The sequence below is a fragment of the Streptomyces sp. NBC_00483 genome, assembly GCF_036013745.1.
Taxonomy (GTDB): Bacteria; Actinomycetota; Actinomycetes; order Streptomycetales; family Streptomycetaceae; genus Streptomyces.
The window spans coordinates 1,235,226-1,255,806 of sequence record NZ_CP107880.1 but is presented as its reverse complement, the minus strand read 5'-3'; the positions used below and the strand labels follow the sequence as shown (position 1 = coordinate 1,255,806).

At 68.4% G+C, this 20,581-nt stretch carries 18 protein-coding genes; 9 read left to right on the top strand and 9 right to left on the bottom strand.

Going from position 1 to position 20,581, the window contains the following annotated elements; genetic code table 11:
- Nucleotides 1-98 precede the first annotated feature (98 nt).
- From OHA73_RS05315 to OHA73_RS05305, 3 genes are all read right to left on the bottom strand, one after another.
- Nucleotides 99-1,520, bottom strand: coding sequence for an amidase (locus OHA73_RS05315; RefSeq protein WP_267071922.1), 1,422 nt, complete (start codon nt 1,518-1,520; stop codon nt 99-101).
- Nucleotides 1,521-1,568: 48 nt separating this feature from the next.
- Complete coding sequence (locus OHA73_RS05310; RefSeq protein ID WP_327654355.1) at nt 1,569-2,915, bottom strand: MFS transporter; 1,347 nt, start codon at nt 2,913-2,915, stop codon at nt 1,569-1,571.
- 322 nt (nt 2,916-3,237) lie between these two features.
- A complete protein-coding gene (locus OHA73_RS05305) occupies nt 3,238-3,678 on the bottom strand; it encodes a MarR family winged helix-turn-helix transcriptional regulator (protein ID WP_267071924.1) in 441 nt (146 codons plus the stop codon).
- A 68-nt stretch (nt 3,679-3,746) separates the two neighbouring features.
- Between OHA73_RS05305 and OHA73_RS05300 the strand changes: the two genes are divergently transcribed.
- Nucleotides 3,747-5,363 carry an FAD-dependent oxidoreductase gene (locus tag OHA73_RS05300; protein WP_267071925.1) on the top strand — a complete coding sequence of 539 codons (1,617 nt, stop codon included), beginning with the start codon at nt 3,747-3,749 and terminating at the stop codon, nt 5,361-5,363.
- Nucleotides 5,360-6,235: a cyclase family protein gene (locus OHA73_RS05295; RefSeq protein WP_267071926.1), complete on the top strand. Its 876-nt coding sequence runs from the start codon at nt 5,360-5,362 to the stop codon at nt 6,233-6,235. The genes OHA73_RS05300 and OHA73_RS05295 overlap by 4 nt, the downstream gene beginning before the upstream one ends.
- Before the next feature lie 151 nt (nt 6,236-6,386).
- Here OHA73_RS05295 and OHA73_RS05290 read toward each other — a convergent pair whose 3' ends face one another.
- On the bottom strand, nt 6,387-7,643 hold the full coding sequence (locus tag OHA73_RS05290) for a lyase family protein (protein WP_267071927.1): 1,257 nt from the start codon (nt 7,641-7,643) through the stop codon (nt 6,387-6,389).
- Nucleotides 7,644-7,700: 57 nt separating this feature from the next.
- Here OHA73_RS05290 and OHA73_RS45725 point away from each other — a divergent pair, with 57 nt between their 5' ends.
- Both OHA73_RS45725 and OHA73_RS05285 read left to right on the top strand, forming a co-directional pair.
- Nucleotides 7,701-8,003: an IclR family transcriptional regulator domain-containing protein gene (locus tag OHA73_RS45725; protein WP_443063032.1), complete on the top strand. Its 303-nt coding sequence runs from the start codon at nt 7,701-7,703 to the stop codon at nt 8,001-8,003.
- Nucleotides 7,991-8,329, top strand: a complete 339-nt coding sequence (locus OHA73_RS05285) for an IclR family transcriptional regulator domain-containing protein (RefSeq protein WP_267071928.1) — start codon at nt 7,991-7,993, stop codon at nt 8,327-8,329. Before OHA73_RS45725 ends, OHA73_RS05285 begins: the two co-directional genes overlap by 13 nt.
- Here the strand turns inward: OHA73_RS05285 and OHA73_RS05280 are convergent.
- Nucleotides 8,298-9,314 (bottom strand): nuclear transport factor 2 family protein, encoded by a 1,017-nt coding sequence (locus OHA73_RS05280; RefSeq protein WP_327654354.1) that lies wholly within the window; start codon nt 9,312-9,314, stop codon nt 8,298-8,300. The two genes, OHA73_RS05285 and OHA73_RS05280, sit on opposite strands and share 32 nt — an antisense overlap.
- Before the next feature lie 1,020 nt (nt 9,315-10,334).
- Here OHA73_RS05280 and OHA73_RS05275 point away from each other — a divergent pair.
- The 3 genes from OHA73_RS05275 to OHA73_RS05265 all read left to right on the top strand — a co-directional run bounded on the left by OHA73_RS05275 (nt 10,335) and on the right by OHA73_RS05265 (nt 14,036).
- Complete coding sequence (locus OHA73_RS05275; protein WP_327654353.1) at nt 10,335-11,717, top strand: MFS transporter; 1,383 nt, start codon at nt 10,335-10,337, stop codon at nt 11,715-11,717.
- 90 nt (nt 11,718-11,807) lie between these two features.
- On the top strand, nt 11,808-12,938 hold the full coding sequence (locus tag OHA73_RS05270; RefSeq protein ID WP_267071931.1) for a cupin domain-containing protein: 1,131 nt from the start codon (nt 11,808-11,810) through the stop codon (nt 12,936-12,938).
- Nucleotides 12,939-13,034: 96 nt separating this feature from the next.
- A complete protein-coding gene (locus OHA73_RS05265; protein ID WP_267071932.1) occupies nt 13,035-14,036 on the top strand; it encodes a nuclear transport factor 2 family protein in 1,002 nt (333 codons plus the stop codon).
- Between the two features lie 147 nt (nt 14,037-14,183).
- Here the strand turns inward: OHA73_RS05265 and OHA73_RS05260 are convergent, their stop codons facing one another.
- Complete coding sequence (locus OHA73_RS05260) at nt 14,184-15,191, bottom strand: LacI family DNA-binding transcriptional regulator (RefSeq protein WP_267071933.1); 1,008 nt, start codon at nt 15,189-15,191, stop codon at nt 14,184-14,186.
- Between the two features lie 122 nt (nt 15,192-15,313).
- On the opposite strand from OHA73_RS05260, the gene OHA73_RS05255 reads away from it, so the two are divergent.
- Together OHA73_RS05255 and OHA73_RS05250 are read left to right on the top strand one after the other, a co-directional pair.
- On the top strand, nt 15,314-16,015 hold the full coding sequence (locus OHA73_RS05255; RefSeq protein ID WP_267071934.1) for an alpha/beta fold hydrolase: 702 nt from the start codon (nt 15,314-15,316) through the stop codon (nt 16,013-16,015).
- Nucleotides 16,016-16,116: 101 nt separating this feature from the next.
- On the top strand, nt 16,117-16,905 hold the full coding sequence (locus tag OHA73_RS05250; RefSeq protein WP_267071935.1) for an HpcH/HpaI aldolase family protein: 789 nt from the start codon (nt 16,117-16,119) through the stop codon (nt 16,903-16,905).
- A gap of 418 nt (nt 16,906-17,323) precedes the next feature.
- Here OHA73_RS05250 and OHA73_RS05245 read toward each other — a convergent pair whose 3' ends face one another.
- Genes OHA73_RS05245 through OHA73_RS05235 form a run of 3 tightly spaced genes read right to left on the bottom strand, consistent with a single transcriptional unit; the run spans nt 17,324 to nt 20,466 of the window.
- Complete coding sequence (locus tag OHA73_RS05245; RefSeq protein WP_267071936.1) at nt 17,324-18,199, bottom strand: carbohydrate ABC transporter permease; 876 nt, start codon at nt 18,197-18,199, stop codon at nt 17,324-17,326.
- Between the two features lie 6 nt (nt 18,200-18,205).
- Nucleotides 18,206-19,156 (bottom strand): carbohydrate ABC transporter permease, encoded by a 951-nt coding sequence (locus OHA73_RS05240; protein ID WP_267071937.1) that lies wholly within the window; start codon nt 19,154-19,156, stop codon nt 18,206-18,208.
- Nucleotides 19,153-20,466, bottom strand: a complete 1,314-nt coding sequence (locus OHA73_RS05235) for an ABC transporter substrate-binding protein (RefSeq protein ID WP_327654352.1) — start codon at nt 20,464-20,466, stop codon at nt 19,153-19,155. The genes OHA73_RS05240 and OHA73_RS05235 overlap by 4 nt, the downstream gene beginning before the upstream one ends.
- Nucleotides 20,467-20,581: the final 115 nt, after the last annotated feature.

The window sequence follows — 20,581 nt, the reverse complement described above, 5'->3', positions numbered from 1 at the left end:
CGGACCGGACCGACTGTCAATGGATCGGTCCCGTCCGAGCCGCCGCCGAACAACTGGAGCGCGCCGCCATGGTCGGCACGGCAGCACCCCGCCACATGTCAGGGCAGCGCCGGGTGCCGGTCCGTCCAAGGCGCGATCTCCTCCAGCGCCCGGCAGGCGCGCAGCACGCCCGCCTCGCCGTTCGGCTTCCCTATGACGTGCAACCCGACCGGCAGACCCCGCACGAACCCGCAGGGAACGCTGGCCGCGGTCAGCCCGGTGAAGTTGATCAGCCTGGTGTACCGCGTGTACCCGTGCGCCTGCGGTTGGGTGAGCGCGGCGGGTTTGGGGGTGACTTCGCTGGGAGGCAGGAGCGTCGTCGGCGTCACGATCAGGTCGTACTCCTCGAAGAGCCGGCGCATCCGGGCGATCGACTCGTAGCGCATCCGCATCGCCCTCGAATACTCCGCGCCGGTGATGGCACGCGACGCCGAGAACATCGCCTCGACATAGGGGGTGAGTTGGGCACGGGTCGCCGGATCCCCGTGCAGCCGCTCTCCCAGCGACGCGTAACGGTCGGCGCCGGAGACCAGGCGCCACGCCGTGTCGGCATCGCGCAGGCCGAGTGTGATCTCCTCGACCTTCGCACCGAGTTCACCGAAGCACAGCGCCGCCGCCCTGGCCGTGTCCAGGAACTCCGGGTCCCCGCTGGCGAAGTCGCCATAGCCGTAGTCGGAGGTCCACGCGATCCTCATCCCCCCTACACCGTCGCCGAGTTGACCCTGGTAGTCGGGTGGGGTGTCCGGCATGCAGGTGGGATCGCGGTCGTCCGGTCCGGCCAGAACCTGAAACAGCGTGGCTCCGTCGCGGACGTTCCGGCTGACCGGGCCGACCCCGGAGGTGAACAGCGCTCCGCCGAAGCTGCCGTGGCGCGGCACGCGGCCGTCGCTCGGGTGCAGGCCGAACACCCCGCAGTACGCGGCAGGCAGCCGCAGGGACCCGCCTCCGTCGCTGCCGATGGCGAGCGGGACCATGCCCGCGGCGACGGCGCTCGCGGAGCCCCCGCTCGACCCACCGGACGTACGGGAGGTGTCCCAGGGGTTCCGGGTCTCCTCGGTGATCCGGTTGACCGTGCGGCCGAACATGCCGAACTCGGGAGTGTTCGTCTTACCGACGATGACCGCGCCGGCCCGTCGGACGCGCTCGGCGTGCACCGAGTCCTCCTGAGGCACGTAGTCGTCGAAGACCAGGGAACCACCGGTCGTGCGGATGCCGCGGGTCCAGAACTGGTCCTTGATGGCGATCGGCACGCCGTGCAGCGGCCCCAGTTCCTCGCCGCGGACGGCGGCGTCCTCCGCGCGCCGGGCCTGTTCGATGGCGTCGTCGGCGGCGACGGTGATGAATGCGTGGAGTGTCGGTTCCAGGTCTTCGATGCGTGCGAGGAAGTGCCGTGTCAGCTCCACGGGCGACACCTGCTTGGCGGCGACGAGTTCACGCAGCTTCCAGGCAGGTGCCCAGGTCAGCTCGTCTTCAGTTTCCACTTTTCCTCCTGTGTACGTGTCGGCCGCTGTACGTGTCGGGCCGTGGCCTCATGCCGTGGTCTTCGACGGATGTGATGCTTGTTCGGGTGTGTGGGACGTGGCTTCGTTCTCGAGGAGGGCCCGGCCCGAGGTGCGGATGCCGAACACACCGGTGGTGGCTCCGCCCAGCACGAGAATCGTGGCGATCAGAACGAAGAAGCCGGCGAAGCCGAGGCCGTGGAGCATCGGGGCGAACAAGAACCCACCGCCGAACACCGCGAGCCGTCCGAGCCCGTTCGACAGGCCGGCCCCCAGCCCCCGCAGCTGCGTCGGGAACAGCTCCGGCAGGTAGGCGTACATGAACGCGGTCTGGGTCTGCAGGAGCATGCTCAGCACGAACCCGAACACCGCGGCCCCCACCTCGCTCCGGGTCATGCCGAACAGGAGCATCAGCGCGGCGACGAGCACCGTCAGGCCGAAGATGGCCCACTTGCGCTCCAGACGGTCGACGAGAGGCCAGGCCAGCAGGGCCCCGGGAACCGCCGCGCAGGAGAACGCCAGTGTCAGGCTGAGGCTCTCGGTACGGGTGTAGCCGTTCTCCACCAGCAGCGTGGGCACGTAGGCGTTGAAGGCGAAGAACGCGAAGGACACCAGGACCGAACTGACCACCCCCACGGTGAGGTTGCGCAGATTTCCGCCCCGGAGAAGATCCCGGAGACCGGCCGGAACGACCGCCGGCTCCTCCTGAGGCCGCGGCAACGCCCCGTAGCGCCGCTCGGCTTCGTCCTCCAGCCGCAGCACGGTACGCAAGGCGTCGTCGATCCGGCCGCGCGCACACTGCCAGCGCACCGATTCCGGCAGCAGCCGCGCGGCCGCCAGGCCCGGCACGAGACCGCCGGCACCCAGGACAAAGACCCATCGCCACATGCCCTCGCCGGCCGGAATCACCAGACGGGCGAAGAACGCTGCCAGCGGCGCCCCCAGCAGCCCGATGGCGAGCAGCAGTGACTGGTAGCGGCCCCGGGACGCACGCGGAAACATCTCCGCGACGTAGACGATCAGTGCGCCGGTCGCCACCGAGATCCCCACGCCGGTCAGGAACCGCACGACGACCAGGAACCCCAGGCCGCCCGCGAGCGTCGTCAGCAACGACGCGGCCGAATACAGCAGGACACCGCCGACGATGGTCCGCTTGCGCCCCACCCGGTCGGACACCCGGCCACCCGCTACTGCTCCGCAGAACATGCCCAGGAAGGCCGCTGAGGTCGCGACGCCCACACTGGACAGCGAAAGCCCCCACTCCTCCGTGATGGTCGGAGCTGCGTACGAGAACGCGTTGATGTCGACGACATCGAACGTGAACAGAGCTCCCAGCACCACACACCACAGCCGCTGCCACGCGGTGGTTCCGGGCAACGAACTCAAGCGTGCCGTGGGAGAAAACGCTGACCGGCTGTTTCCAAGCGTGTCTTCTCTTGCTGTCATGCACCGTCCTCACGCCGTTGTGAAGCCCGCCCGGGACAAGGCGGAACGCGGTCATGCTCAGCGCCCTGTGGCCGCCTGGACAAACGGAGTTGCGGCGACTGCAACATCGGGTGTGACCGGGTAGAAGGATGCTGACCGCGTACTGGCTCGGCACGTGGCGCCGACCATGTTGTCGGCTGATCGTCGTGCGTGAAGGCGCCGATGCGGACGGGATGCGTTCAGCGGGAAGGAGGGGCGGGCGCGTCCGACGTCCTCACTGTGGCCATGCTCGCGTCAGGCTGCTGCGCAACTCCGTCAGCGCCGCGGGTCCCAGTTGACTGCCGAGTACTTGTTCCAGGTCGCGAAGAATGCCCAAGGCGACGTCACGGCGCTGACATCCCGCGTCGGTCAGTCCGATGAGGGTGCTGCGCGGGAATCCCGGCCCCGGCGCACGGGTCAGGAGGCCTTCGCCGAGGAGCTGCGTGACAGCGCGATGCATCGTCTGGCGGGTGACGCCGGCGCGGCGGGCGAGTTCGGCGACGCTCAGCGATGTGGCGCGGTCCAGGTGTGCGAGCACGGTCGCGTGTGCCGGTGTGATGGGGTCCACGCCCGCGGCCTCCAGACGCTCCATCAGTTCGTCGGAGAACCACCGGACGCCTCGTTGCAGAAGGTGGACGAGTGGCAGATGCGTGTCCGAATGATCGTCAGTACCCACTTGCTTGCGTCCCTCTCGCTCGCCTACATTCCTGTGTCAGCTTAGCTGACACAGGAGGTCTACTTGCCATGACGAGTTATGACGTTGACGTTCTTGTCGTAGGGGCCGGCCCGGTCGGGCTCACTGCGGCGTTGCAACTGGCCCGGCGGGGCGTTTCCGTTCGCTTGGTGGATGCCGCGTCCGGCCCGGCCACGACCAGCCGCGCGCTGGGTACTCACGCCCGAAGCCTGGAAATCTACGATCAGCTCGGGATCCTCGGTGACATCGCTCCGCACGGAACGAGGGTCAACGGGTTCATCCGTCATCAGGCCGACCGTACGTCCCGGGTCGACTACGACTTCGGCGGCCTGGCGACCCGGTTTCCGTACATGTTCAATATCGACCAGGTGGTCACGGAGAGGGTGCTTCGCGGGCATGCCGCTTCGGCGGGGGTCGTGGTGGAGTGGCATACGAGGCTGGAATCGTTCCAGCACGACGATGACGCCGTGACGGCCGTGTTGTGCCGCGACGATGGCTCGGCTGCGGGGCACGAGACCGTGCGTGCGCGATACCTCTGGGGCTGCGACGGCGGGCACTCGACCGTCCGCAAGACCCTCCAACTCCCCTTGGTGGGCGAAGCCGCCCACACCTGGCTGATCGCCGATGCGATCGTGCACACCGATCTGGAGCGGGACGGCCTGCACTGGCTGTTCCCGGCCGGCGGCGCGCTGATGCTGTTCCCGTTCCCGGACCCGGGAAAGTGGCGGCTCCTGGACACGACCGGCGAGGGAGATGCTGAGCAACCCGCGCAGATCGCCCGGCAGTTCGGCACCAAGCTGTCGCAGGCCCTGGGGCGCGACACCACCGTGGACAGCCCGAGTTGGGTATCGAAATTCACCATCCAGCAACGCGCGGTGCCGGTGATGCACGTTGGGCGGTGCTTCGTCTCGGGCGACGCCGCCCATGTCCACTCACCCGCGTCCGGGCAGGGCCTCAACACCGGCATCCAGGACGCGTACAACTTGGCGTGGAAGCTGGCCATGGTCGTACATGGGTACGCCGATGCCGCCCTACTCGACACCTACGACGCCGAGCGTGTCCCCATCGGACAGGCCCTGCTTGCCTCCACCGGAGAGGTCATGAACACGTCCATGGTGGACACCACCACCACGGACACCAGCGACACCCGGGACTCGGATCGTGGCTTCATGCGCCGGCTCATCCGGAACATGTCGGGGCTGAGCATCGCCTACCCCGACAGCCCGCTCACGGTGTCCGACGACGAGCCGGGTGAGGGCCCGAGAGCCGGCCAGCGACTCACTCAAGTATCCGCCGCCGATGCTCAATCACCCGGCTGGACGGCACTGCGTGCGCTGCTCAGGACCTCGGCCTGGCACCTCCTCGTCTTCGCGCGGAGCAAGCACGCCACCGGCCAGGACCAGGCCACCGACGTGACCACGCCACTACCGGCCTGGCTGAACAAGGTGACCATCGACCGGAGCCGGCCGGCCCCGGACGAGGACGGCCACGGTGTGTGGGACTCCGACGGCCGGGTCCAGGACACGCTGGCCGCGACCGAGGGTGACTGGATCCTCGTACGCCCCGACGGCTATCTCAGCGCACGCGGCACCGGGGACGCCGGCCTCCGCGCCGCTCTGGACCGATTGCCCGCGCGCCTGTCGATGCGGAACGGAGCAGGGAAGTGAGCGAGACGCAACTCCCCACCAACTGGGGGCGATGGGGCGACGACGACCAGCTGGGCACGCTGCACCTGATCGACGCGGCGGCAAAGCGACGAGCCGCGGCCGAGGTGAGGGACGGGCACCACGTCAGCCTGGCACGCCGCATCCGGCCGGTGTCGCTCACGACCGGACTCAGCCCCGTCGGAAGCCCCGCCACCATGCCGGCCGGAGTCATGCAGGCGGTGAACTTCAACGGCGCGAAGCCCCTGGCCATGACGGACACCCTCGTCATCAACACGCACAACGCCGCCCTGACGCATCTTGATGCCGTCGCCCATATGCCCGTTGACGAGCACATCTACCCCGGGGTGCCGGTGCACGCGGCCGTGACACCGACCGGAGTGACGCACGGCTCGGCCGATCCGTTCGGCGAGGGACTCGTGACCCGCGGCGTACTCCTGGACCTGGCGCCCGGGGGCGGCAGCCTGCCCGCCGACGGGCGCATCGGTGGTGCCGACCTCGACGCTGCCCTGGAGCGGGCAGGCACGACACTGTCCGCGGGAGACGCTGTCGTAGTGCGCGGCGGATGGGACACGAACCAGCCCTTCGACCAGCCAGTGCCCGGACTGGACGTCAGCGCCGTGCACTGGCTGAACGAGCACGGTGCGAGCATCTATATCGGGGACATCAGCGACGCCCGCCCCGCACGGTTCCCCATGCCCATGCACCAGATCGCGCTCGCACGACTCGGCCTCCCACTGGTCGACGCCGCCGATCTCGGATCTCTCGCCCAGCGCTGCGAGGCGTCGAACCGCTGGAGTTTCATGCTGGTCCTGGCACCGCCGCGCATCACCGGCACCACCGGACTCGTCGTCAATCCGATCGCCGTCTTCTGATCCGGCCGGCGGCACGCTCGGTACATCCAGTGCCGAGCAGTCGGCTGTTCTCCGTCAGGTGTTGGTCCCCGCCACCACAGGCCCCGGGTCGAAACGGCCCGACAAATGAAGGCCCGAAGTTCCGCAGCTGGGAGAGACGTGCAGGGTCACGCTACTTGTCGGCGGACTTGCTTCGGAGCTGGGTCGTGGCGTTCTCGTAGCCGTCGAAGGCGGCGCGTTCGACCCAGTGGTCCAGCGCGCCGGTGAGATTGCGCTCACGGTGTGGGCCGTTCCAGGCGAGACCGTCGACGCAGCGGCGGGCGAAGGTCTGTGCGGCTGCGGTCAGGTCGTCGAGGAGCGTGGTGAGCGCGTCGACGACGACCGGCTCCATCACGTTGAGTTCCAGCTCACCGGCGGCGACGGCGCAGTCGACGGTGAGGGCCTGGCCGCGGATGCGGTAGCTGAGCTGCATGACGTACTCGGGGATCACCGGATTGACCTTCGCGGGCATGATCGATGAACCGGCCTGCACCGCGGGGATGGTGAGGTCACCGAGGCCTCCGTGCGGGCCGGACGACAGCAGCCGCACATCCGCGGCGATCTTGGCCATGGTGATGGCCGCCCGGGATCCGGCCGCGGCGATCGCGGCATAGGGGTCCATGTGCGCCAGCGCGTCGAACCGGTCGGGCGCGGCAGTGATCATCAGGCCTGTCAGCCCCGCGAGGTCGGCGGCGACCCGCTCGCCGAAGCCGTCCGGGGCTCCGACCCCGGTGCCGACGGCGGTTGCCCCGATCGGCACCTCGCGCAGGGCGGAGGCGGCCGTCTCCAAGCCGTCTGCTGCCCTGCGGATCGCGCCGGCGTGCCCACGGTGCGTGTCACCGGCGGTCAGGGCGACCGCATCCTGCAGACAGGTACGGCCCAGGTGCCGGGTGCCGGCGAACTCCTCGGCCTTGCGCTCGAACGCGCCGGCCAGCTCCCGCAGCGCGGATGCCGGACCCCCGATCAGTTCCCGCACGGTCAGTGACATCGCCGTCGGGTAGCTGTCGTTCGTCGACTGGGACGCGTTGACATGGTCGTTGGGGTGCACCTCGACCCCGGCGAGCACGGATGCGCGGGCGGCGACGACCTCGTTGACGTTCATGTTCGTCGTGGTGCCACCGCCGCCGTGCACCAGCGGGGTCGGGAACTGGTCCGGGTGTGCGCCGGAGATGATCTCCTCACACGCGGCGACGATCGCGTCCCGGCGAACGGCGTCGAGGACACCGCACTCGTGATTGACCCGGGCCGCAGCGAGCTTGACCCGCGCATAGTTGCGCACGAACGCTCCCAGGTCGCCGAACGTACGGCCGCGCAGTGGGAAGTTGGTCACCCCCAGCTCGGTCTGTGGCCCGTAGAGCCGCTTCGCCGACAACGGTTCGTGCTCGGGCATGGGTCGCCTCACTGTCTTCTTCGAAAGCCTGTGGGGTGATCTGCGATCTCGGAGAGTGTGCAACCCGGTGTTCGCCGCGTTACCGCCTGGGCTGGGACCTGCCGGTGCTCGCCTCCAGGGCTGGGGACTCGGCCCTGCTGCGCGTCCGCTCGGCCTGCGCCGCGCAGGGCCGTCGCACGGTCCGGTGAGCCCGCTGTGCTCCCGGTGCGACGCGGCAACCGCTCGCTCGCCGTGCCCAGAGAAGAATCCATGCAGTCCTTACGGGCGGGCGGTTGGGTCGGCAGAAGCTCTCCCCTGCACTGCACCGCGTCAGGTCGCGCTTTGCTGTTCGCTCCGACAACAACCTGGTGGAGGGCCTGACGGCCGACGACCTGCTCGCCCCAACGCACGGCCTGGCCGCACCGCGTGACCTCGGCGGATTACTGAGCCGACTGCGCGTCGAGCGCGAGCCCGGCTACGCGCTCGCCAGCGAGGAAGCAGAGATCGGGCTGACCTCCCTCGGGATTCCGCTCCGGGACCAGGCCGGCGAACTGCTCGCCGTCGTCTACGTCTCCCGGCCGACCTCACGACTCATCGGGTGCGTCGACGAGATCGTGCACCGGCTGCGAGCCGCAGCGGGCCTCACACCAGGTGGCCCGCCGAGGCCCCCAACAGTCAGCGGGGATCGGCGCCTTGGGCTTTCTTGATCTGCGCCAGGACGGCGAGCTCGTCGTACACCCGCCACTCCCGGATGATCTTTCCGTGCCGGAACTGGAACTGGGACACCCCGAGGATCTCGATGGGGGAGTTCGTGACGGGGCCGTAGAGCGGTGTTCCGGAGTAGGACCCTCGAAGGACCCAGGTCACCGAGACGCGGGTGCCGTGGAACGCATCCTCGTTGAACGCGACGTCATAGACCTCGACCTGCGCGTCCGGGAACGGCGCGAACAGACGGTCGAGCGCCTCCTTGTACCCGTCCTCGCGGGCGAAGGTGAGGTTGCGGGTCGTATTGATGACGATGTCACGGCAGAAGTAGTCGGGCACCAGGTTGCCGAGGTGCTGGTTCCAGACCTCGTCGATCATCGCTACGGCATGGTCGTCCTCGTCGCGGCGGAGGTCCGGTCGAGTCCCCGAAATACCCTTGACGAGAGGGTTCTTGGGGGCCTCGCCCAGCAGCTTCTCCGGGCGGTCGCCGAGGAGACCGGAATTCGGTGCGAAGGCGATCCCGCGTGCGATCTCGTCGATGTCGTGCCCGGACTGCTCCACGACCGACCACTCGTCACGCACGACCCATTCCTCGGCGACCATGGCGTCACGGACCAGACAGACGGCTATGTTGCGCGAGACAGTGTGTTGAAACGTCGGTGGCCCGTACTGCCAATGGCCCTCCTGGCGTCCGCAGTTCAGGATTCGGTGCGAGCTCAACCAGGTGTTCTCGTCCCGGACCTCCCACACGACGTCCTCTCCGGTGAAGGACCGGTGCGGGTAGGCGGCGTTCTTCTGCAGGGACGCCTGGATGATCTGTTCGCTGCCGGTGATCGTGCCGTAGGCGCCGTGCACACGCAGATCGGGCATGTAGTGGTCACGGATCTGACCCATGCCCCGTGCCTCCCAGATCTTGTCCGTCCAGGACAGGATGTAGTCCTCGGGGTCGTTGTACGGGGCGTAGGCCGACGATGCGAGCTCGGTCATGCTTCTCGGTCCTTCCGGCAAGGCGACGTCATCGCGGACGAGACGAACTCCATGTATGGGTACAGCGGTGGACGATTCCCATCGCCTGCGGTCGTGCCGGTGCCGACGGGCGGCACGCTGGGGCCTGAGGCGGGGAAAGTGCAGATCTCCACCGGGTGACGGTAGGGAGCAAGGGACTCGGACAGGGTGTTCCGTCCGGCTTCCGTATACGTATACCAGAGGTTGGTCGCCTGGTGGGTCGATCGTTGAATCTCCGCAGGGTGTGCAGTGCTGCTGGCTCTGTGGCAGGCATCGCACATGCGCTGGACACGGGAGGCGATCGAGTCGCTCACGCTGCTCGGCCGGACCGGTGTCCGGCGGCGACCAACGGACTACCTTGCAGCGGCTGATCGGCGAGGCGGCCGAGGCGAGCACGGACCGCGACCTCGAGCGCTGCGTCGCCGCCGACGCGGCGTTCCGCCTCGCGCTCGGCGAGGCGGCACTCTCCATGTAGATGCGTGCGCCGATCTTCAACGCCGTACGCGCGGATGGCCCGCGAGGAGATGGGGGTATACCGGACGGTTGAGCTCGACGCTGGCTCCGACCGCTGACAGGTGCGCGGAATCGCACGCGCACCTGTCATGCCGTCGCTTCCTCGGGCTCTTGTTTCTGGAAGTTCGGGGCTGGCAAGGCGCGTCCGGCGCCTGCATCACCCCAAATCCCGTTGTGGCCGGGCGACGTGAACCGGTTGGTGCCGGTCGGTGGCGGCGCCGGTGTGACGGGCCGCGATGACCTCCCTGTTTGTGCGCCTCGAGACCTGTCCGGCGGGGCGCAGTCGCCCAACTCGCCCCGCAATGCGGCTTCGTTGAGACCGTTGACACCGATTACGCATACGCATACGGTCCCCACCGAGCGACCCGATCGAGCGACCGGACCGAGCTCCGCGTGCAGCCGCAGTGCCGCGCCAGCAGCCGAGGTCACGGGCATCGTCGGTACTCCTGCACTCGCACTTCTCCGGCCAGTGGCGCGGCGGAGGGAAACATGGAGGTTTCCATGAGTGATCCGAGCGGGCCCGATATCGCAGCGACAGATCCGGACGGGGCTGTGAGCACGCGGGCCGCGGGCCGCAAAGCGATAGTGGCTTCCATGATCGGCAACGCCATCGAGTGGTTCGACTACGGCATCTACGGCTATCTGGCCCCGGTGTTCGCGGTCGTGTTCTTCCCCGAGTCCGATCAGACGGCGGCGTTGTTGTCGACCTATGCCGTGCTGGCCGTGTCGTTCCTGATCCGCCCGCTCGGCGGGTTGGTGATGGGGCGTCATGGGGACCGGCGGGGCCGCAAGTTCGTACTTTCGTTCACGATTCTGCTGATGTCCGGCGGCACATTCGCCATCGGTGTGCTGCCCGGCTACGCCGTGATCGGTGTCGCCGCGCCCGCGCTGCTGCTGGCCTGCCGGCTCGTGCAGGGTTTCGGGGCCGGCGGCGAGTACTCCGGTGCGGTGTCGTTCGTTGTGGAGCACGGGCCGCCGCGCAAGCGCGCCTACTACGGCAGCTGGGTCGCGGTCAGCGTATTCGTCGGGCTGCTCGCCAGCTCCGGGTTCGCCACGCTGCTGACCTCGACGCTCAGCGAGGCGTCCCTGAACTCCTGGGGATGGCGCATTCCGTTCCTCATCGCCGCACCGCTGGGCCTGATCGGGCTCTACATCCGCTCCAAGATGGAGGACACCCCCGAGTTCAAGAAGGTGGTCGAGACCAGCAACGTCGTCGCTGCGCCGGTGACCGAGGCGGTGCGCACTTCCTGGAAGCCGATGACGGTGTTCTTCGCCTTCGCCATCTCCAATGCGGTCGGCTCCTACTTGTTCTCCAGCTACCTGACCACCTATCTGACCACCACGGGTGGTCACCCGAAGAGCGAGGCGCTGCTGGCCAACTCGATCGCGCTGATCATGTTGATCGTAGCGTTGCCCTTCGGTGGCAAGCTGTGCGACCGGATCGGGCGCAAGCCCTGCCTGCTGATCGGGACCGGGCTGCTGGGCGTGCTCATCCTGCCGTCCTTCATGCTGGCCGATCAGCCTGGCTTCGGTGCGGTACTGGGCTCGGAGCTGGTGTTTGCGGTCGCGCTGTTCTTCATCTCTCCCGTGGTCACGGTGAGCGTCGCGGAGATGTTCCCGGCGGCAGTACGGGTGACCGCCGGCGCGATCACCTACAACCTGGCCTTCACCGTGTTCGGCGGTACCACTCCCTTCATCGCCACCGCGCTGGTCGAGTCCGGCGGCGCTCTGGCACCGGCCTACTACGTCATGGCCATCACGCTCTTCTCGTTCGCCGTCGTCCTCCTGGCCTTCAAGGGACGCCGCGCCCGCCTCGCACCCGAGGGGTATCGGGCGAAGTCCGACCAGTCGTCGGCGGCGATCGTCAGCTGAACAGTGCTCGGCGCGGTGGGGCAACGGGTCCCACTGGTTCACGAGGTGGACACGCCAGCACTCCGTATACGTATACGTGAGGAGAATTTGATGTCAGACACGACCACCGTGACGGCAGCAGAGATCGAGCGCCGCACGATCCGGCGGACCGAGCTGATCCCCGACAAGTCGGCGTTCGTCGACACCTGTCTGCCGGAGTGTGCCGGCAAGGAGAACTACGCGTTGATCGGGCCGGGTGTCTCGGAGAACCCTGACCAGGTGGTTCCGGTCACCGATCCGCACGGGTTCAACCTCGGGGTCGCGGCGATGCCCAACGGGATCACGAACTCGCTGCACATGCACTTCACCGCCGAGGTGTTCAGCTGCTTCAGCGGCGAGTGGCTGTTCCGGTGGGGCGTCGACGGTGCCGAGGGCGAGGCGGTCGTGCGGGCCGGTGATGTCATCACCATGCCGACCTGGATGTTCCGCGGGTTCACCAACATCGGTGCCGACGACGGCTGGATGTTCTCCTCGCTGGGCATGGACGAGACCGGCGGCGTTGTCTGGGCGCCGTCGGTGCTCACGGCGGCGGCCGAGCGCGGCAGCTTCCTGTCCGCGGACAACCGGCTGGTGCTCGGGAAGCCCGGAGAGCCGCCCACGGACGTGCAGCTGATGACGCCGATGCCCGAGGAAGAGATCGCGAAGCTGCCTCCGGTCAGTGCGCAGCAGATGCGCGACCGGCTCACCACCCCTGAGGACCTCCGGTGGTCGAGCACGCCGTTTCTCGACGCCGAACTGCCCGGCGGTGGGGCCGAGTTCGCGCTGGTCGTGGGCTACGGCATCACCGAGGACCGCAACCAGGCGCCCCGGGTGCACAACCCGCACGGTTTCAGCCTGTCCTGGCTGCGTGCCACGCCCGGTCAGGGCATGTCCCGGCACCGCCACGACGCCGCCCAGGTCCTGATCGTCAAGGACGGGCACTGGAGGGTCACGATGAACCGCGAGGAGCCCGTCTCCACCGAACTGGGCCCCTACGACTGCCTGTCGGTCCCCGCGGGGGCGTGGCGCGAACTGGAGAACATCGGGGACGGATCAGGCCAGTTGGTCGTCATGACCGAGGGCGACGGGCGGGTGCGCCTGGACTGGGACGAGGAGGTCCGCGCCGCGGCTCTGGCCAAGGGCACTGCATACGACGCCAACGGATACCTGGCCCCGGCCTCGCTGGTGGGCGCCGAGTCATGATCCGCAGAGGATGCGCGCGGCGCGGAGCGCTCGCGCCGCGCGCATCCGGACCGCCCCGGACGCTCCCGTCACCACCTGAGAGGAAACCCGAGCCCGATGGCCATCAACCCGAAGTCCCACGCTCCGTTCGACAGCCCCGAGGACTACATCCTGTCGTGGACCGACCTGATCTGGGACGACTACGGCATGGGCCGGCTTCCCGAGCACTACGCCCAGCACATGGTGGTACACGGGGCCTACGGGCCGATCCGTGGAGTGGAGGACGTGCTGCGCGGATCGCTCGTGAAGAAGAGCGCCTTCCCGAACAGGGTCGGCACCGCCGAGGACGTGATCTGTGAGGAACGCGGCGACGACGCATTCATCAGCCACCACCGCGTCTTCCACAGCGGTCCGCAGGAGGGGTGGTCGACCTATGGCCCGCCCACGCTGAACAACTCCGAGTCCCGCAACATGGCCATCTGCCTCGTTCGCAACGGGCTCGTCGAGGAGGAGTGGGTGGTTCGCGACGAGTACCGCGTCGTCACCACGCTGGGCCTGGACCCGCAGGAGATCGCCAGGAAGGTCGCCTTCACCGACGAGGCCGAGGGGCTGTTCGGTACCCCGGCCCCGAACTCGGCGGTCACCGCGGGGGAGTCCGGGCCTCGCCCGGACACCCACACCGCAGAAGCCTCGATGATCGACGAGTTCCTGCGCGAGGTGTGGAACAAGCGGCACCTGGAGCGGGTGCCCGAGTTCACTCAGCGGGACCTGTTCCTGGAGACCACCCGGGCCCGCGTCCGCACCCGGCCGCACAACTACCGGATCGACCTGAGCCAGATGATCGCGCCGTTCCCCGACGCGACCATCGAGGTCCGCGACATCGCGGTCAACACCGCCGACGAACAAGGAACCAGGGTCGGGGTGTTGTGGCGGCTCACGGGAACCTACGACGGCGCCCCCATCTACGGGCCGATCACCCGGACACCGGTCGAGATCCTCGGCTCCTCGCAGTTCCTGCTGCGCAAGGGAAAGATCATTCGGGAGTGGCGGGTCTACGACGAGATCGCCGTCATGGCCCAGATCGCCCGGGCCCGCGGCGACGAGCCCACCGCACGGTGAATCGATGACCGGGAACCGGCCGCTGCTACGACGCGTTCGACCGGCCCACCCATCACCGACCCCGACGGCCCCTGGTCGGTTCGTCCCCGGCACGTCCCGGAGAACCGTGGTGAGTGTCGAGACCCATACCGCCGGCCGCCAGAGTGCTCATCCGGACAGCCCGCCAACCCGGTGTGTTGCCCGCAACACGGGGGTCACCGGATGCACCTGATGGCGGGCTTGCGTGACGCGCCCTTCCAACCGATCGAGCAGCATCGTCACCGCGCTGCGCAGCATTTCCTGAAAGGGAACATGAATCGTCGTCAGGTTGAACAACGGCCAGGACGCCTGTGCGAGATCGTCGAAACCCACCAGCGCGATGTCCTCGGGCACCCGCAGGCCCAGCTCGTGCGCGGTGTTCATCGCCCCGATCGCGATGATGTCGTTGGAACAGAACAGCGCCGTCGGACCGCTCCCGCCCGTGAGCAGCTCGGGCAGCGCAGCCCGCCCGTACGCGTAGTCGAACGGGCCGTGCCGCACATCTGCCGGGTGCAGAGCCATCCCCGCCTCGGCCAGACCTTCACGGAACCCCAGCTCCCGGTCCCGGCCCGTGCTGGTATCGGCGGGCCCGAACAGCGCCCCCACCCGGGTATGCCCCGACTCGATCAGAAGCTGGGCGGCGGCCCGGCCCCCCGCAGCGTTGTCGGCGACCGAGCAATCGGCGTCCAGGCCCTCGACGGTCCGATTCACCAGCACCAACGGGACACCCCGTCGCACGAGTTCGAAGGGCAGCTGGGCCGCCTGCCGTGCGGAGGTGATGACGACCCCGTCGGCCCAGCCCCCCAGCAGGTTCGCCTGCATCCCACCGGGGTCACCACGCTCGGTGAGCAACGTCATCGAGTAGTTGTGGGAGCTGAGCTCGTCGTGGATCTCGGCCACCAGCAGCGGCCACAGCGGATTGTCCAGATCGGCCACCAGGGCGATCCTGCGCGTGGTGCGCGTGGACAGATTGCGCCCCAGTTCGTTGGCCACATAGCCCAGCTTCGCGGCCGCATCCAGCACCCGGCTCTTGGTGCGCGCCGAGATGCTGGGGTCGTCCCGCAGAGCACGAGAGACGGTGGCCTGCGAGACACCCACCACACGGGCCACGTCGTGGCTGGTAACGGGTGCGGCCATGGCGGACCCTCCAAGCGGCTCGCGAGGAACGGTGCAGACGGATCGTCAGTGTATACGTATGAGAAGAGAAGCCAATCAGCCACGAAGAACCCAAGTCGGCGCCCGGGAACGGGAGTGGCCGCGTGTCGAGTACCGGGCGCCAACCGCTGGTGTTGTTGGGCGGAATGCTCGGTGACGCCACGGCCTGGGACGGGGTCGTCCCCGGGGTGCACGACCGTGCCGCCGTGCGCGTGTGCCAAATCGACCGGGACGACACGGTGTCCGCGATGGCCGCCGGAGTCCTGGCCGTGGCCTCGCCGCAGTTCGCGCTCGCCGGGCACTCGTTGGGCGGCATCGTGGCCCTTGAGACGTACCGGCAGGCACCGCACCGTGTCACGCGGTTGGGGCTGGTCAACTCCAGTGCCCGCGGGCCCTCGCAAGGGCAGCTTGCGGCATGGTCGAGTTGGCGTGCGCGTGTGGAAGCCGGTGAATTCGCCGCAGTTGCCGCGGAGCTCGCGTCAGCCACGCTGCCGGCGGGGCGCAGAGCGGAGCTGACCCGGCGGAACCTGGCCATGGCCCGCACCGTCGGCGCCGAGGGATTTCTGCGTCAGCTTGCCGCTCAGGCCACACGACCCGACAGCCGGCCCCGTCTCAACCGGATCGCGGTCCCCACGCTCGTGATCACCGGTGAACTGGATCAGACATGCCCCGCAGCGCTGCAGGCCGAGCTGGCCGCCGCGATCCCCAGTGCCGAGCACCACACGATCCAGGGCGCCGGCCACATGTGCCCGATCGAGGCCCCCACCGTCCTGGCCGGTCATCTACGCAGTTGGCTCGCCCGCTGACCGGCGCGGCAAAAGCGCCGCACACGTTCCACCCGGCCTGGTCGCCATCGTTCACCACGAACTCACCAGGAATTTCCTGAAGATCGAAAGAAGGTCCGATCATGAGAAGCAATACCGTCCGCGGAGTCATCGACACCGGCGACGTCGCTGTCAACGCCTGGCTGTCCGGCGACAGCGCCTACGTCGCCGAAGCCGTGTCCCACGCCGGATTCGACTCCGTCACGGTCGATCTGCAGCACGGCATGTTCGGCACGGACAGCGCTGTCAGGCTGCTGCAGGCCGTGTCGAGTGGGCCCGCCACACCCATGGCGCGGTGCAGCTCGTCCGACCCGGCACAGATCGGCAAACTGCTCGATGCCGGTGCGTACGGGGTCATCTGCCCCGCGATCGACGACGCCGATTCCTGCGCCGACTTCGTGGCGTCCTGCCGATATCCGCCCCACGGACGGCGCAGCTACGGCCCTGCCCGGGGACTGCTCTACGGCGGCGCCGACTACGTCACCGAAGCGGACCGGACCGTACTGACCTGGGCCATGGTGGAATCGCGGCAGGCACTGGACAATCTCGACGAGATCGTGAACGTGGACGGTCTGGACGGCATCTACGTCGGCCCCAACGACCTTGCGCTGTCCCTCGGCGAGCGTCCCGGACAGCTCTCGCCCACCGTGTTGAAGGCGCTGCACAAGGTGGCCGACACGGTCCGCGGTGCCGGTCGCTACGTGGGAGGGTTCTGCGCGGACGAGTCAGAGGCTCTGCAACTGGTCGAGGCCGGCTTTCACCTGGTCACCCCCGGCAACGACATCGGGCTGCTGCGCGATGCCGCCACCCGCCGGATCGCCGCGGTCCGGGGCGGTGCCGGAACATCCCGAATCGCCGCAGGTGGCTACTGATAACGCCTCGCAGAGGTGCTTGATCGGTCTGGCCGCGCTCGGACTTCGAGGCCAGCGAACGGTTTTATGCCTCTACGCTGGAAGCTCTGGGAATCGGAGTCGGCTACGGTGCCGATGGCGTCGCCAAGTACTGGAGTCCGGAGATCGTTTTCCCTTGAAGGCGCAGAGGCCGCCGTCACCACGCGGTGCACATCGCGCTCACAGCGCTCAGCCGAGATGCGGCGGGCGCCTTGAAGTAGCCCATGAGGTGCGGGTGGAGCACCATCGTGGTGACGTTGCGGCCCTGGGGCATGGTCGGCCCTCCAGTGCCGGGCGGACTGATGTGCCGCATTCTGGTCTGCATGCCGATGGCGGTTCATGCGATTCGGCTCCCCCGAAGGAAAGGCGCCCGTGGACAGCCCGGCCACACACCCGGCCCTCAGCCCTTCACCGACCCCGACGCGAGCCCCGCGACGTAGAAGCGCTGGAGGCCCACGTACAGCACCACACAGGGAATCATGGCCAGCACCGCGCCGGCCGCCAGCAGGCCGTAGTCGACCTGGCCGTAGGTGCCCTGCTGCAGGTTGGAGAGGCTGACCGGCAGGGTGAAGAGGTCCGGGTCGGTGAGGAAGGTGAGGGCGCCCAGGAACTCCGTCCAGGACGCGAGGAACGCGTACAGGGCCACTGTCGCCGCGCCCGGAGCGATGAGCGGGCGCAGGACCGACAGGAGCAGTCGCGCCGTGCCCGCACCGTCCACGTGCGCCGAGTCCTCCAGCTCGGCAGGGATGGCAGCGAAGGCGTTGCGCATCACGATGACGCCGAACGGCAGGTTGACCGTGGTGTAGAAGAGCACCAGACCGAGCAGCGAGTCGGTCAGGCCGAGCGTGTTCAGCTCCAGGTAGAGCGGGGTCAGGATGGCCTGGAACGGCACCATCATGGTCAGCACGACGACGCTCAGGAGAACGCCCCGGCCGCGGAAGACGAAGCGCGCGAAGCCGTACCCCGCCAGTGTCGCCAGCACGGCCGTCAGCGCCGCCGTGGACAGCGACACGAGCAGGCTGTTGAGGACGGGGCGGGCCATGCCGCCGTCGCTGAGCAGGCGGTGGAAGTTGTCGGTCGTCCAGTCGAAGAACGTCGCCAGGGTGGGCTTGTTCATGATGACGTCGTTCGGCTGAGCGGAGCGGAACAGCGCGAAGCCGAGCGGGACGAGGAAGGCCAGGGCGGCACCGCCCCCACCGAGGACATAGAGGAGTAGCTTGATGCGGGTGTCGGAGCGTCGCGGCCCGGTCGGCCGTGCGGTCACGGTCGTGGCCATGGCACCTCAGTCCTTCTCGCGGAGCAGCCAGAACTGCACGGCTGCGATGACGGCAATGATCAGTACGAGGATGAGCGACATCGCGTTGGACGTGCCCAACTGCAGGTCCACGAAGGCGCGTCGGTAGATGGACATCACCACGGTGGTGGTCTCGGATCCGGGACCACCCTGGGTGAGGATGTAGAACTGGCCGAATGCCAGCAGGGAGCCGATCACGGAGATCACTGCGCTCAGTGCGAGGGCCCGGCGCACCATGGGCAGCGTGATGTGCCGTTCGGTGCGCCACCAGCCTGCGCCGTCCAACTCGGCCGACTCGTAGACCTCCTTGGGGATGGCCTGCATGGCCGACATCAGAAGCACCATGGTGAGACCCGAGGTGCCCCAGACGACCATGACGGCGATGACTCCCGTGGCGAGCGGGCCGTCGACCAGCCAGGCCGTGGTGCCGTCGGTGATGCCGAGCGCCTTGAGGGAGGCGTTGAGTGCGCCGCTGTTGGGCTGGGCCTCAAGGAGAGTCGTGAAACTGATCGTCGTCAGGCCGATGATGAACGGCAGGAAGAAGATCGTGCGCAGCAGTGTGGAACCGCGGCGATTGGCCCTGACGAGGACGGCCAGGGCGTAGCCGAGGAGCAGAATCGGGACGGTGACGATCGCCGTGTAGAGCAGGGTGTAGCCGATGGACGGCAGGAACACCGGGTCTGTGAGGGCGAGTTCGTAGTTCTTCAGGCCGGTGAAGTGGTAGGAGCCGATGAGCGGGAAGTCGGTGAGTGAGATGTATCCGGCCACGACCAGCGGTGTGCAGACGAAGACGAGCACGAACAGGACCGCGGGCGCGACGAGCAGGAGGCCGGTCCTGGCGGGGTGAGTGAGTGAACCGGATTGCCGCCTGTTGGAGGCGTGCCCGGTCGGAGTTGCCGAACTCCGCTCGGTCGGGGCTGCCTTGAGGGTCGTACTCATGCGTCCCCCTGTCGAAGAACCTCGTCGAAGCGCTGCTGGCCCTCACGTATCGCCCGGTCGACCTCGCCGCCGAAGACGGCCCGGCGGATCATGGCGAGCCACGGGCCGTCGTTCTGGTTGAAGAGGCGGTTGTACGCGAGGGCGAGCGGGGTGCGGCCGGAGTCGATGTCGTCCAACGGGGCCACTGCGAGGGGGTACTTCTTGCGGAAGGCGTGCGTGGCGGCGTCGGCGCGGACCGGGGCGAGGCCGGTGTCCGGCAGGTCGTCCTGCTGGCGCACGTCGAGGCAGAACCGTACGAACTCCCATGCCGCCGACGGGTTGTCGGCGCCGTTGGGGATGCCGAAGCTGTTGCCGCCGGCGAAGAACGCGTGGCCGCCGGTCGGGCCGCTGAGCAGGCGCACCGCGAGGTCGTCGCGCAGCGCCGCTGGGGCTTTCGGGTACGTGATGTTGTAGCCGCTGGGCAGCATCGCGATCTTTCCGGCGTAGAAGGCGGCCGTCCAGCGGGCGCCGTCGTCGGCGAAGCAGTCGCGCGGCATCAGCCGCTCCTCCCACAGGGTGTGCAGGAACGTGAGGGTGCGTCGCAGTGGTTCGTTGCCTGCGACGTTCGCCCGTTGGTTACCGATGGCGCCCGCGACCAGGTCCTCGCCGCCGGCCCAGATGTGCGGCTGCACGGTGAAGGCGAGGCCCCCGGAGCCGTTTCCGGGCAGGTACCAGCCGTAGTGCCCCTCACCGAGACCGCGCACGGCGCGCGCCGCCTCCAGGTACCCCTCGAAGGAGCCGGTGGCATCGTGGAGGTCGACCTTCGCTCGGTCGAGGAGGGCCCGGTTGCACCACAGCGCGGAGTTGTCGGCGAGCGCGGGAACGCCGTAGTAATGGCCGTCGCGCTCGGCAAGGGCGAGGTGGCCGGGGCTGAGCCGGTCGCTGTACGGCAACTTCTCGATCAGCGGGGTCAGATCGGCGAAGACGCCGCGCTGGACGAACGCGGCCGAGTTGATGACATCGATGTCGACGAGGTCGGGCATCCGGCCGCCGCGGATGGCGGTGGCGAGTTTGGTGACGTACGCCCCGTCGGGCACGGGCGTGAGCCGGACGCGGACCCGGTCCTGTGCCGCGTGGAACGCGGAGACGAACCGCTCAGAGGTGGCGCGCAGCCCACCGCGGCACCAGACGTTCACCGTGCCGCCGGCCCGCCGTTCGAATGCCGCCGAGGTGACGTCGATGGGTGGCGGGGACGTGGCACAGCCGGTGAGTGCGGTGCCGACCACACCGCCGGCGAGCAGCGTGAGGAACCGGCTCCGGGTGAGCTCCATCGTGTCCAACTCCTGCCAGAGGGAAAATCAGGAAACCGATTTCCCGAACCGTAGGAGCGCGCCGACGGGCCGTCAACCCTCTGTTTCTCCCGTGTTTCCGCCAGGTGAACTCTTC

Coding starts and splice junctions, on each gene's coding strand:
- OHA73_RS05260 (WP_267071933.1), bottom strand. CDS start 15,191: ATGGCCGCACCCGTTACCAGCCACGACGTGGCCCGTGTGGTGGGTGTC.
- OHA73_RS05300 (WP_267071925.1), top strand. CDS start 3,747: ATGACGAGTTATGACGTTGACGTTCTTGTCGTAGGGGCCGGCCCGGTC.
- OHA73_RS05275 (WP_327654353.1), top strand. CDS start 10,335: ATGGAGGTTTCCATGAGTGATCCGAGCGGGCCCGATATCGCAGCGACA.
- OHA73_RS05240 (WP_267071937.1), bottom strand. CDS start 19,156: ATGAGTACGACCCTCAAGGCAGCCCCGACCGAGCGGAGTTCGGCAACT.
- OHA73_RS05290 (WP_267071927.1), bottom strand. CDS start 7,643: ATGCCCGAGCACGAACCGTTGTCGGCGAAGCGGCTCTACGGGCCACAG.
- OHA73_RS05250 (WP_267071935.1), top strand. CDS start 16,117: ATGAGAAGCAATACCGTCCGCGGAGTCATCGACACCGGCGACGTCGCT.
- OHA73_RS05265 (WP_267071932.1), top strand. CDS start 13,035: ATGGCCATCAACCCGAAGTCCCACGCTCCGTTCGACAGCCCCGAGGAC.
- OHA73_RS05235 (WP_327654352.1), bottom strand. CDS start 20,466: ATGGAGCTCACCCGGAGCCGGTTCCTCACGCTGCTCGCCGGCGGTGTG.
- OHA73_RS05280 (WP_327654354.1), bottom strand. CDS start 9,314: ATGACCGAGCTCGCATCGTCGGCCTACGCCCCGTACAACGACCCCGAG.
- OHA73_RS05245 (WP_267071936.1), bottom strand. CDS start 18,199: ATGGCCACGACCGTGACCGCACGGCCGACCGGGCCGCGACGCTCCGAC.
- OHA73_RS05270 (WP_267071931.1), top strand. CDS start 11,808: ATGTCAGACACGACCACCGTGACGGCAGCAGAGATCGAGCGCCGCACG.